Genomic DNA, 12,685 nt, shown 5'->3' with positions numbered 1-12,685 from the left:
CTTCTAAGACAGAATGACGAGGAGAAAAACATGGCAACATATTTAGTCACGGGAGCAAATCGCGGTATTGGTTACGAATTCTGTCGTCAACTCAAAGCGCGAGGGGAAAACGTCATTGCGGTCTGTCGTGCGGTTTCGGATGAATTAAAAGAATTAGGCGTACAAATCGAAGCTGGTATCGATATTACCTCAGATGCATCTGTTACCGAACTACGCGATCGCCTGCAACAAAAACAAATTGACGTGTTAATTAACAATGCGGCAATTATAAAACGGGTTGGGTTAGAAAATCTCGACTTTAATAGCATTCGAGAACAATTTGAAGTCAATGCCCTCGGTGCTTTACGAGTAACGCATACATTCTTACCCCATCTCAAAGCGGGTTCCAAAGTCGTGATGATGACTAGCCGCATGGGATCGATTGGCGATAATACTTCTGGCGGTTCCTACGGCTACCGGATGTCTAAAGCTGCATTATCGATGGCGGGTAAGTCTCTAGCACGCGATCTCAAACCGATGGGAATTGCAGTTGCTATTCTCCATCCAGGGTTAGTCCAAACCCGCATGACAAACTTTAGTGCCTCTGGCATTACCCCGGAAGAATCGGTGCAAGGATTGCTAGCCCGAATTGATGAATTGTCATTAGATAATACGGGGACTTTTTGGCACAGCAATGGCGAAGTTTTGCCTTGGTAAACTCGCTCGTGATGCCACCAATGACAAATGACTAATGACTAATGACCAAGGACTAACGACAGCAATATTGCCGATCCAATTCCAAAAACGTATGCAATAAAACATTCGTGCCTTCAGCACACTGTTCTGGCGAAGTAAATTCCGTTTCAGCATGACTGACACCCGCTTTACTCGGAACAAAAATCATCCCCATATCGGTGAAAGTGGCGAGTTCTTGAGCGTCATGGCTGGCGCGACTGGGTAGATGAGTGTAACTCAATCTCAAATCTTCGCACACTTGCGCGATCGCCTGTTGGATCTGCGGTTTTGCTAAGGCTGGCTCGTTTCGCAAACGGGGTTGTAAATCGATATAAGTCTGAGTTTCAACGGCGATCGTTTCAATCTCTGCTTGCAGTTGTGCCATCAAGTTATCGAGATGCTGGCTAGATAAATCCCGAACATCTAAGCTCATCTTCACTAACCCAGGAATGACATTCGCAGCATTAGGTAAAACTTCCATCCAGCCTACTGTGGCTACCTGTTGTCCGCCTGGAGTATGCGCAATTTTATTCACTGCCAGTACAACTCTTGAGGCAGCTATCAAGGCATCTTGCCGCATTTGCATTGGTGTAGAACCCGCGTGGCTGGAGCTACCTTTAACGGTAATAATGTAGCGTCTTTGCCCGACAATTCCTTCTACAACACCGATCTGCTTGCCAAGACATTCTAAAACGGGTCCTTGCTCGACGTGCAACTCGACAAAAGCTGCTATGTCTGCGGCGGTGCGACGTGCTTCTGTAAGTCGGTTCCAATCGCCGCCAACCCGCGTCAAACAAGTTTGAATGTCTATGCCATCAACACGCGGATATGTCGCCGGATCGAGAATGACTCTACCGGACATTGCTTTACTGCCGATCATCGTCCCCTCTTCATCGGTGAAGACAATGACTTCTAGAGAGCGATTCAGTTGAATTTGCTGTTCTTGCAGGACTCTTACCACTTCCAAGCCTGCCAAGACTCCAAACGCACCATCGTAGCGTCCGCCATTCGGTACGGTATCGATATGGGAACCCGTTGCTAAGGCTGCTGCATCGGGATATTTGCCTGGATATCTACCGATAATATTACCAGCTGGATCGATCTTCACGCTCATCCCTGCGGCTTGCATCCATTGTTGCACCCGATCGCGAGCTTGCATATCCGTAGCGCTGTAGGCAATCCGCCGCACTCCTCCACCAGGCAAAGCGCCAATTTGCGCTAACTGTTCGATGCTCTGGATGAGGCGATCGCTGTTTATCGACAGTTGGGATAAAGTATCTACCATTGGCACTATCTCAGATTAGAGTATTTATTCCCAGACATTTCTGTATACAGAATACTCTAATTTTTAACTGAGATTGTTCGTTCAGGTACAAAATTGAGGAAATTCCAATGCCGATCTCCGTTTTTTCTCCTAATTCTTTCAAAATTTAAATGAGATTGCTATAGTATTGATTGTTTACCAAACAAGCGAACGAAATTTAGATTAAAAATCCTTGAATTTATTTTTAGAGAGTTCTACGTTACAAGGATTTAACAAAAATAAAAGATGTTTTTTCAGACGGATTTGATGTAAGAAATTGTCTTGTGCTATCTCTCCGGTTAGCCAAAGTCATTGCTTAATTTGCTCGGTAGGCGATAATTGATTCTTGCTCATGGCCTCTTTAACAAATACTTTTAGCCTTCAACTTTCCGCTCTACACGTCTTAATTGTGGAAGATGACCCAGTAATGCGTTTGGGTTTAGAGCATCTTTTGGAAGAATATCCTCAATTGCGAATTGTCGGTCAAGTGGAAGATGGTTATTCTGCTATTGAGGCAGCGCTTGAACTGAAGCCAGACTTGGTGATTATGGATATTGGCTTGCCAGAGCTGGATGGCATTGCGGCTACTCAGAAAATTAAAGCTAGCTTGCCAATGGTACGGGTAATGATGCTCACTTCGCATAAATCAGAACAGGAAATTATCGCAGCTCTGTCGAGCGGAGCAGATGGATATTGTGTCAAAGGCTTAGGATTAGAAAAGCTGGTAATGGCGATCGCCTGCATTCAAGATGGAGCCGCCTATCTCGATCCTCAAATTGCTCAGTGCGTCGTTAAACACTTGCAGCCTGCCGCTCGTGCTAAAGCGGCGAATCCGCTGAGTGAAAGAGAGCGTATGGTGTTAGAGCTAATTGTGGAAGGGTGCAGCAACCCTGAAATTGCATCAACGCTGCACATTAGTCTCAGCACTGTAAAAGCCCATATTCGCAGCATTATGAACAAGTTAGCAGTTGACGATCGCGTGCAAGCAGCAGTTGTGGCGCTACGATCGGGTTGGGTATAAGGGCAAGGTGAACCAAAATGTCGAGCCTTCACCCAGGCGACTAACAACGCCAATTTTGCCACCATGCGCCTCCACAATTCGCTTGCAAAGATACAGCCCTAATCCCAATCCTGGCGTGTATCTTGCCTTTGTTCCGCGGGCGTAGAGTTCAAATAAGTATTGGTATTGTTCTGGAGCAATACCGATGCCGCTATCTTGCACCACACAAAGTAGCATTGGAGTTTGAGGTTGAACGAGTTTCACGCTTTCCACTGCGTTACTCTGCCATACTCTCACTTGCCTACGGATCTGCCTAGATTCCACCACTTTCGCATCCAACGTTAACTGAATTTCATGAGGGTTGTGCTTAAGTGCATTCTCGATCAGGTTACTAAACACCCGCCAAAGCTGGTTGGCATCGGCGTTCACAATAGGCAGATCGTCCGTGATGCGATCGATCAGTTGAATGCGTTTTTTGGTTAAATTGTGGTTTAAATTAATGAGGACTGAATCTACTAAAGGCTTTAGTTGAGTCGGTTCGCAATGGAGGATAACACCTTGTGTTTCAGCAGTGTGAGCTTCGAGAAGAGAATTAATTAAGGCGAGCTGGCGATCGCTCCCTTGCAGTAACCGTTCGAGTGTCGATCGCTTGACTATCAGCGTATCGTCTTCATTTGTAGCTTTACCCAACAAGCTTTTTAACACGATTGAGCTGCCTACAACTGGAGTTTGTAAATCGTGCGACACAGAATGCAGAAATATTCGTAATTGGCGATTGGCTTCAAACTCCGATCGCTTCAAGCGTTCGTATAGGTATACCGATAGAAGACTAATTGAGCAAGCGCAAGCGAGTTGAATAATAAGTTCTCTTGAGTAAAGATCGCGGATTTTTGCATACTCAAGGGTAGCCAGACCAGTGATGGGATAAAAAATCGCATAATAGGCAATGGCTACGGCCTGATAGATGAAATGCAATCCCCATTGCACGGGAACCAGAACCGCAATAATCAGAAATAAGAGAGATGGTGGTGTTTCAGGCAGACCGACGAAAGTGAAAATAATCTGTGTAAGACTGCTCAAGGAACAGGCAAACAGCAGAAATATTGCTTCGGGATACCGTCGTCCCCAGGTGGTTTTTTGCCCGATCCAACAAGCCAATAAAATGACAATAGCGCTGACGTAGTAAACAATTGCTGCACCTCTCCATCGATCCGCGATCGATGCATCTCCATAGGTACTGAAGGCAACTGCTCTCAATCTCTCAAACTCAAACAAAACAGAATATAAACCTTCAGCCGATACGAGCGACTGCCAAAATAATGCCAGCCATATTCCTAGGCGCAATCGCTTTTGTAAAAATTGATGCCTCCAGGTCAAGTAATCCGCTGAATCTGGGTGCGATTTGAGGCGAGTCAACCAAGATTGAGCGTGCTGGCTGAACCAGTTCCATATTAATTGAATAAATTGCGACCATTGAGCTAACCAGAGCGATCGCCGCATAAATTTTTAAATTTTAGGGATATTCAACTTCATGATGCTACACCACAATATTTAGACTTGGAATTGACCGATCGGTTATACCATTTTGGATTTTGAAACTTCCAGCTATCGGTAGTTTCAGAAATTCTTGTACTGCAAACATAAAACCAAATGGGATAGATCGAGCATCGATGCAATGGCTGTCATCGAATGACCCTGACCGATTGGATGAATTTAATATTAACCGATTGGTCTTACCAATTTGACTGGGCGACCGATTTGCACGCAGTTACTCCATTCGTAGGATAAACACCAACACAAATAGCACTGAGAACAAGTCGTCCAAAATACGAAACAGGAGACTACTGCCATGGAAACAAATACAACTCAAGCGCCTACATTCCCAAAGCCAACTGGTGATTATGCTGTAGGAACCACCTCTTTATACTTTGCCGACCCAGAGCGAGAAGAAACTTTCACTGAAGATCCCAATGACAAGCGGGAGATAACGGCAAAAGTTTGGTATCCCAGCGAAAAAGTTCCAGGAGCTACAACCGCACCTTACATGAGTGAAGAATTGAGTCGTGCGCTTGCATCTGGGTTTGGAGTACCGCCGCAAGATTTTACTAAATTTATCCAATCTATTTCTACTCACAGTGTCGAGAACGCTCCAGTCGGCACAGCAGAATCCAAATATCCGGTCGTATTTTTGTCTCACGGCGGTGGCGATATGCCTGAATTTAACACCGTCAGGGCAGAAGAACTAGCCAGTCAGGGTTATATCGTCGTGGCGATTAACCATACTTACGAATCAGCCGTGAATATACTTTCTGATGGGCGAGTTGCTCCCCACTCTCCTCTACCTGATGCAGCTGACAACGTAGCTGCCAGAGCCGAAGACATCCAATTCGTCTTAGACGAACTGGAAAAATTCAATGCCGGAAGCGATCCAACAGGATTGTTTAACGGGAAATTAGATCTGAATAGACTCGGTGTGTTTGGAGTGTCTACAGGTGGTGCGACTGCCGCTGAAATTTTATCAATCGATCCTCGTTTCAAAGCAGGAGCAAACTTAGATGGCACGTTGCGGGGTGATACGCCTAACGCTAGCCTCTCTCAACCATATTTGCAGTTCAACAACGTAGCTTTTGGTACAGAAATCAGTTCTGATGAAATATCAAGAGAACTCGACGATCGAACCCTATACAATAATTTCCAAAATGAAGGATATGAAGTGACCACTAAGGGGACAACCCACTTGCACTATACCAGTGATGTCCCCTTTCTATTTCCGCTTTTGCGAGATTCTGGGATGGAGCTAGGCGCTCTAACAGAATTCTTGAATTACTTTTTCAATCCTCAAGCGGCTATTGAAACTTACGAACATGAGAACTTTGAACTAATCGATCCCAATCGAGTTACACAGATTACTAATGACTATCTCACTGCTTTTTTCGATCGCTATCTAAAAAATCGAGAAAGTCCTCTGTTTGCTGATAGTTCCTTTCCGCTTCCAGAAGCCTATCCAGAAGTTATTGCCCAATCTTATAAGGGAGAAAATCTCCTGTCTGACAAAGATGGTGATGATGAGATCTGTGGTGGGCGAGAAAATGACTCGCTCTATGGAGGTGGAGGTAATGATGTCTTAAAAGGAGGTGATGGCAGCGATGCCTTACACGGAGGTGGAGGGGATAATTCCCTATACGGTGAGAGCGGAAATGATTATTTATTTGGTCATGACGGCAACGATTCTTTACATGGAGGTGAAGCGCATGATTTTCTGCATGGGGATGGAGGCGACGATGTATTAGAAGGGGACAACGGCGACGATTCCCTAATCGGTGCTAGTGGAGATGATACGATGAGCGGCGGCAAAGGCAACGATACTCTCAGTGGTGGTGCGGGTAACGATCGCTTAAAAGACACTCAAGGCAACAACATTCTCTACGGCGACGCTGGCGATGATGAGTTGCGTGCAGGTCATGGAGATGACAAACTTGATGGCGATTCGGGTAACGATATCTTGATTGCTGGAGCAGGTGACGATCGCTTGAATGGAGGTACGGGCGACGATGTACTCCAAGGTGGCTCTGGGTTGAATAAATTTTATCTCAGTAGCGGTCAAGATACGATTCAAGACTTTCAAGATGGTCGAGATTTGTTGGGGCTACCAGTTGCGATCGATAACACTCCTCTGAGCTTCAGCGCTCTCGATCTCGTTCAGGTTGGGCAGAATACTGAAATCCGCTGGAAGCTGGAAGGGATGGGAGATTTGGGTAATCAGATACACACGACTACTCTCGAAGGGATTCAAGCTAGTCAAATTACAGCCAACGATTTTGTGCAAATAACACCCTAACCCTCTCGTAGATCTCAAGCAAAGCGCACAAGCGGAGTAACTTCAGCTTACTCCACTTGTTCTAACCTAGCGCGATCGCACTCGCTACGAGATTCCCTCGATCCCTGCTTCCTACTCCGTGCAAATAAACTTTTATCAAGAAATCCGAAATTCTTATAACTTTAGTTGTTTTGTCATTTAATTTTCCATAGCTGGAGTATAACGTCATAAGAAAAATCAAAGATTGCCAAAGAAAAGCTAATTCCGCTAAAGGTGACATGGATAAGATGAGATGGGAGTAAATTTAGTATGCAGCTAATGTGGGGAATTTTTACCTATACAGAGCTAATCAAAAGTTAGTAGGGAAGCCAATTGAGTAAAGAATAAAGACTTTTTACCTTTTACCGCGAGATCGGCTAAATCAAGATTAGTATTAGTATTCGCAAGGACAATTATGAGCAACCCTAGTCGAACACAAATCATGTTATGCGTTTTCCAGCTAGGGCTGTAAATTTATATATCTATATATTGATATGGCACAAGAGTTTCAATTAAACAGCATCATTCCCACTCAAGAAATTCCGTCTCTATTGAGTCGCTATCAATTGCTACCGCAGTTGATGCGGGGAATTGTTATCGATCGCGCGATCGCTCCTTATTTTTGTACCGAAGCCGAACGCCAACAAGCAATCGAGCAGTTTGAGAGACAGTATCACATAAACGATCCAGAGTCAAGAGAGGGCTGGTTAAAAAGAGCTGGCATGAGTGAGGCACAGATGGCAGAAGTCGCCGTGCGATCGCTCCTGATTGAGAAGTTCAAACAAGATACTTGGGGTGCAAAGGTCGAGTCTTATTTTATGAGTCGCAAAGCAGCCTTCGACCAAGTTATTTTTTCCTTACTGCGGACAACAGACGGTTTGCTGGCACAAGAAATTTACTTTCGCATTCTCGAAGGGGAGCAAACCTTTGCTGAAATGGCACAACAATACTCCAAAGGATCGGAGGCAAATACAGCCGGAGTCATCGGACCCGTACCATTAAGTCAACTCAATCCAACTCTTGCCAAAATTCTTTCCATCGGTCAACCAGGGCAGCTTTGGCGACCGACTCGGATCGAAAACTGGTTTACGATCGTCCGACTGGAAAAGTTGCTACCAGCTCAATTAGACGCAAATATGCGACAGCGTTTGCTCAACGAAATGTTTGAAACCTGGCTGAACGAACAAATTCAGCAGCTCGAACCATTGCAATTTTCTTGGTCTTAGCGTTTGCCCGTAGCCAAGTCAGACCCCGCACAGTATCAAGCCGATCGATCTGCAAATTCTGATTTTGGAATATTTTGACTTTTAACTTTTGAATTCGTCATGACAGCTACTATTTCTAGCTCTCAATTTCAGGCATTTCTCGCTCAAACAAATTTATTCCATCCGCTGCCAGCAACGACTTTACAGGAATTAGCAACGAAATGTCAATTGTGGCGCTATCGGATCGGGCAACCGCTACTCGTGCGGGAAAAAATGCCGACGCAGGTGTTAGTTATCTACCAAGGTACTGCTAGATTAATAGGCTACGATCGCCGACAGCAAAGCCCCGTAAGTTTGGGTTTAGTCGAATCGAAAACTGTCTTAGGTTGGGCGGGTTTGATTCGCAACATTCCCTGTGAAACCGCGATCGCCTCTACGGAAGTTATTTGTATCGCAATTCCCGCCGCCGACTTTTTAGCAAGTCTTTCAGCCGAACCGACTTTTGCCCAACACGTCAAAGCGCAATTTTCTCCAGCGGAATTGTGCGAACTCTTGAGTTTAGAACTACAACGTCGCGCCGACAGTGCCACGAAATTGAAAGACTTGGTATTTCAACTGAGTCCGTCCGTCGAGGTACTGAATTTAGCACCAGGACAAGCAGATCGGACGCAATTGAAAGGCGATCGCACTTGGCTGATTAGTAGCGGTGAAGAGGCGATCGTGGGCAACCGTTTAGATGTGAATGGTTCAGCCCCGATTATTGCAGATCCAGGCGTGCGGCTGCTGGGCGTGAAATTACCCCAGGAAGTCGAACGAACTATGCCCGTCGTACTTGCTCCTACCGATCTAGAAGTTCCTTACGCCCCAGAACAACCCCCAGTAGCCCCAGCAACCAACACCAAACCCGTTAAATATCCCTTCGTGCGCGGACAGGGAGAAATCGGCGCGTCAATGGCTTGTTTCCAAATGTTGTGTCAATATTTGGGCGTATCGTGGCGACGGGACACGGTGCGGCGGGTATTGGAAAATCAGCACAAGTCTCTCGGGACAATTTCTTTGCAAAGCTGCGGCGCGATCGCCGAGATGTTGGGCATGAGCGCCCAATTAATTCAAGTCTCCAGCAAAGCGATCGCCCGTCTCAAAACTCCTGCTTTAATCCGCTATCACGATAGTTTGGCAATTCTCTACGCCTGCGACGAAAAAGAACTAACGCTCGCCGTTCCCGAAATCGGCATCCACCGTCAAACCCCTGCCGATTTTGCTCGCGCTTGGGGCGAGGGAGGGCAAGTATTGCTGTTACAAGCGCGTCCAGGGGAAAAGACGGAAAGATTTAGCTTGCGCTGGTTTTTGCCTGCGATCGCCCATCATCGCGGCGTGTTGATTGAAGTTTTGATCGCGTCATTTTTCGTGCAGCTATTTGGTTTAGCCAATCCCCTTGTTACCCAAGTCATCATCGACCAAGTTTTGGTCAATGGCGCTTTGGATACATTAAACGTCCTGGGAATTTTGTTGCTTGGGGTAGCGCTATTTGAAGCCTTGCTCACGGGAGTCAGGACTTATTTATTTGTCGATACCACGAACCGCATTGACATTGCTTTAGGTTCGGAAGTGATCGATCGCCTGCTACGTCTACCTTTAAGTTATTTCGATCGCCGCCGCGTCGGAGAATTAGCCTCAAGGATCAACGAGTTAGAAAATATTCGGCAATTCCTCACGGGTACTGCTCTAACGGTGGTATTAGATGCCGTGTTCTCGGTGATCTACATCGCCGTGATGCTCTTTTACAGTTGGATACTGACACTTGTAGCCCTGGCAACAGTCCCGATCTTTGCCCTGTTGACAATTTTCGTCGCGCCCATCGTCCGCAAGCAACTGCGGGTGAAAGCAGAACGCTACGCCGATACCCAATCTTATTTAGTAGAAGTTGTTTCGGGAATTCAAACAGTCAAAGCGCAAAACATCGAACTTAAATCGCGCTGGCACTGGTACGAACGCTACGCCCGTTACATCAGCGCTGGGTTTAATACGGTGGTGACTTCGACTACGGCAAGTTCGGTGAGCGGATTTTTCAATAAGTTTTCTGGGCTATTGCTGTTGTGGGTTGGGGCATATCTGGTGATTGCCCAACAATTAACCCTGGGACAATTGATCGCCTTTCGGATTATTTCTAGCTATACCACCAGTCCCTTATTGCGATTGATTCAGCTGTGGCAAAACTTCCAAGAAACTGCTTTATCGATCGAGCGTTTGGGTGATATTCTCGACGCACACCCAGAAGTAGACGAGGCAAACCGGGCGCAACTGCCAATGCCAGAAATTGAAGGGGCAGTCAGATTTGATGGCGTGTCTTTCCGCTTTGGCAACAGCGGTGTGTTTCAACTGACCAATATTAATTTAGAATTTCCCGCAGGTACGTTTGTCGGGATTGTCGGGCAGAGTGGTTCGGGTAAAAGTACCCTAACGAAGTTATTACCGCGGCTGTACGAACCGACGACAGGGACGATTCAAATTGACAATTACGACATCAGCAAAGTTGAGTTGTATTCCCTGCGACGACAAATCGGCATGGTGTTACAGGACACGTTGTTATTCAACGGCACGGTGCAGGAAAATATTGCCCTGACGAATCCAGAGGCGAGTCCAGAACAAATTATTGCCGCTGCTAAAATTGCCGTCGCCCACGACTTTATTATGTCTTTACCCAACGGTTACAACACCAACGTTGGGGAAAGGGGTTCGGCGCTGTCGGGGGGACAGAGACAAAGGATTGCGATCGCCCGTACGGTATTACAGAACCCCAAACTACTGATTTTAGACGAAGCCACCAGCGCCCTCGATTACGATTCGGAACGGCAGGTTTGTCAGAATTTGGCAGAAGCATTTCACTCTCGCACCGTATTTTTCATTACCCACCGCCTCGCCACGGTAAAAAATGCCGATGCGATCTTGGTAATGGATAAAGGGGTCGTGGTAGAACAAGGCACTCACCAACAATTAATGGCACTTAAGGGGCGTTATTTCTGCCTCTATCAACAACAGGAGTCACAACTGTGAATTCCCTTGTAGGGGCGCGCAGCTGTGCGCCCCTACAGATACCTAAATTATCTAGAACAGGAGTCGCAACTGTGAATACCGAACCGTTAGCAAAACCTGAAGAACAATTTCTGAATTCATCGGTAGTATTGAATCGTCCTGCTTTGTGGTCGCATTTGTTTATTTGGCTGATTGTTGGCGCGACAACTTCGGCGATCGCCTGGGCGACATTTGCTAAACTCGATCAAACTGTAGTCGCAACGGGAAAATTAGAGCCGTTAGGGGCAGTTAAAGAAATTCAAGCTCCCACTGGGGGAGTGGTACGAGAAATTCACGTTCAAGACGGTCAGAGCGTGAAAAAAGATCAGCTTTTAGTCACTTTAGACCCGACTTCACCTCAAGCTGACTTAGATTCTCTCACAAAAGTTCGCTCTAGTTTAGTACAAGAAAATCAGTTTTACGACCAGGCGATTAATAGTAGCAAACCCGTAATTTCTGGAAGTGCCGATCTGGTTTCTCTGTTGAAGTTGCGCGCCGATTTGATGTCGGAAAATCGCTATTTTCAAAATGTTTTAAAGGGTGGTAATATTGCTTCTGGAGAAACGACGGATTTTGCGAATAATCAAAGTCAATTATTGACAGCCAGTCAAAATGAAATTCAATCGAGAGTTCAGGCAGCGCAAAAGCAAGTTCAAGAATTAGAAAAACAGCGATCGCAGACTTCAAAAGAACTAGCAACGGCAAAGCAAATTTTAAAGGTCAACAACCAAATTTTAAAGCGGATTACTCCCTTGGCAACTGGAGAAGGGGCAATTTCTCAAATTCAATACGAGCGCCAGCAACAGGAAGTTATTACCAAACAAGGAGAGGTCGATCGCTTAACAGGCGAACAACAGAAGTTAGCAATTTCGATCGATCGAGCTAAGGAAGAATTACAAAATACAATTGCCACATCAGCCAAAGAAGTTCATAGTAAAATTGCTGAAAATCACAAAAAGATAGCGGAGATTGATAGTCAATTAAGCCAGAAGCGATTGGAAAATAAGACGAAGCTAGCAGAAATTGACGCGCAAATTAGTAAAGCCGTACAATCTGTCAAATATCAGCAGCTTAAATCTCCAGTGAATGGAACTGTATTTGATTTACAACCCCGTGCGGCGGGTTTTGTGATAGGTGATACGAAACCGATTTTAAAGATCGTTCCCAACGATAATTTGGTTGCTTCGGTATATCTGACAAATCGAGATATTGGCTTCGTGCGCGAGGGAATGAAAGTAGACGTGCGCGTCGATTCTTTTCCCTCAACAGAATTCGGTACACTCAAAGGAAAAATTATTTGGGTTGGTTCCGATGCTTTAGCACCAACTCAAGAGCGACAATACTACGCTTTTCCTGCCAAAATTCAATTAGAATCGCAAAATTTATCGGTGAATGGCAGACCAATTTCCTTACAATCTGGGATGGGAGTCAATGCTGGGATTATTATCCGCAAGCGATCGGTTATGAGTATTTTGACCGATCTATTTGACAAGCAAGTCAGGAGCGTCGAGTCGATTCGGTAGTTGGGATTAAGT

At 45.7% G+C, this 12,685-nt stretch carries 8 protein-coding genes; 6 read left to right on the top strand and 2 right to left on the bottom strand.

The window, feature by feature from the left end:
- Positions 1-30 precede the first annotated feature (30 nt).
- Positions 31-696: an SDR family oxidoreductase gene (locus ACRC32_RS22535; RefSeq protein ID WP_438556072.1), complete on the top strand. Its 666-nt coding sequence runs from the start codon at positions 31-33 to the stop codon at positions 694-696.
- Between the two features lie 52 nt (positions 697-748).
- Here the strand turns inward: ACRC32_RS22535 and ACRC32_RS22530 are convergent, their stop codons facing one another.
- The gene (locus tag ACRC32_RS22530) at positions 749-1,999 is read right to left on the bottom strand and encodes a Zn-dependent hydrolase (RefSeq protein ID WP_438556068.1); all 1,251 of its coding nucleotides are present in this window, start codon (positions 1,997-1,999) and stop codon (positions 749-751) included.
- A 370-nt stretch (positions 2,000-2,369) separates the two neighbouring features.
- Between ACRC32_RS22530 and ACRC32_RS22525 the strand changes: the two genes are divergently transcribed.
- Positions 2,370-3,038: a response regulator gene (locus ACRC32_RS22525; RefSeq protein ID WP_438556067.1), complete on the top strand. Its 669-nt coding sequence runs from the start codon at positions 2,370-2,372 to the stop codon at positions 3,036-3,038.
- On the opposite strand, the gene ACRC32_RS22520 is transcribed toward ACRC32_RS22525, so the two are convergent.
- A complete protein-coding gene (locus ACRC32_RS22520; protein WP_438556066.1) occupies positions 3,018-4,517 on the bottom strand; it encodes a sensor histidine kinase in 1,500 nt (499 codons plus the stop codon). The two genes, ACRC32_RS22525 and ACRC32_RS22520, sit on opposite strands and share 21 nt — an antisense overlap.
- A gap of 349 nt (positions 4,518-4,866) precedes the next feature.
- On the opposite strand from ACRC32_RS22520, the gene ACRC32_RS22515 reads away from it, so the two are divergent.
- The 4 genes from ACRC32_RS22515 (at position 4,867) to ACRC32_RS22500 (ending at position 12,673) form a co-directional block, all read left to right on the top strand.
- Positions 4,867-6,855: an alpha/beta hydrolase gene (locus ACRC32_RS22515; RefSeq protein WP_438556065.1), complete on the top strand. Its 1,989-nt coding sequence runs from the start codon at positions 4,867-4,869 to the stop codon at positions 6,853-6,855.
- Between the two features lie 512 nt (positions 6,856-7,367).
- Positions 7,368-8,099, top strand: a complete 732-nt coding sequence (locus tag ACRC32_RS22510) for a peptidylprolyl isomerase (RefSeq protein ID WP_438556064.1) — start codon at positions 7,368-7,370, stop codon at positions 8,097-8,099.
- Between the two features lie 99 nt (positions 8,100-8,198).
- Positions 8,199-11,132, top strand: a complete 2,934-nt coding sequence (locus ACRC32_RS22505) for a peptidase domain-containing ABC transporter (protein ID WP_438556063.1) — start codon at positions 8,199-8,201, stop codon at positions 11,130-11,132.
- A 71-nt stretch (positions 11,133-11,203) separates the two neighbouring features.
- A complete protein-coding gene (locus ACRC32_RS22500) occupies positions 11,204-12,673 on the top strand; it encodes an HlyD family efflux transporter periplasmic adaptor subunit (protein ID WP_438556062.1) in 1,470 nt (489 codons plus the stop codon).
- The last annotated feature ends 12 nt before the right edge of the window (positions 12,674-12,685 follow it).

This window comes from Chroococcidiopsis sp. (assembly GCF_051657925.1).
GTDB lineage: Bacteria > Cyanobacteriota > Cyanobacteriia > Cyanobacteriales > Chroococcidiopsidaceae > Chroococcidiopsis.
Note: the sequence above shows the minus strand (reverse complement) of the source record. Positions and strands in the feature narration are given on the sequence as shown.

What these genes read in the sequence shown, in the direction of transcription:
- ACRC32_RS22535 (WP_438556072.1), top strand. Translation starts at nt 31, where the DNA reads ATGGCAACATATTTAGTCACGGGAGCAAATCGCGGTATTGGTTACGAA.
- ACRC32_RS22525 (WP_438556067.1), top strand. Translation starts at nt 2,370, where the DNA reads ATGGCCTCTTTAACAAATACTTTTAGCCTTCAACTTTCCGCTCTACAC.
- ACRC32_RS22530 (WP_438556068.1), bottom strand. Translation starts at nt 1,999, where the DNA reads ATGGTAGATACTTTATCCCAACTGTCGATAAACAGCGATCGCCTCATC.
- ACRC32_RS22515 (WP_438556065.1), top strand. Translation starts at nt 4,867, where the DNA reads ATGGAAACAAATACAACTCAAGCGCCTACATTCCCAAAGCCAACTGGT.
- ACRC32_RS22510 (WP_438556064.1), top strand. Translation starts at nt 7,368, where the DNA reads ATGGCACAAGAGTTTCAATTAAACAGCATCATTCCCACTCAAGAAATT.
- ACRC32_RS22505 (WP_438556063.1), top strand. Translation starts at nt 8,199, where the DNA reads ATGACAGCTACTATTTCTAGCTCTCAATTTCAGGCATTTCTCGCTCAA.
- ACRC32_RS22520 (WP_438556066.1), bottom strand. Translation starts at nt 4,517, where the DNA reads ATGCGGCGATCGCTCTGGTTAGCTCAATGGTCGCAATTTATTCAATTA.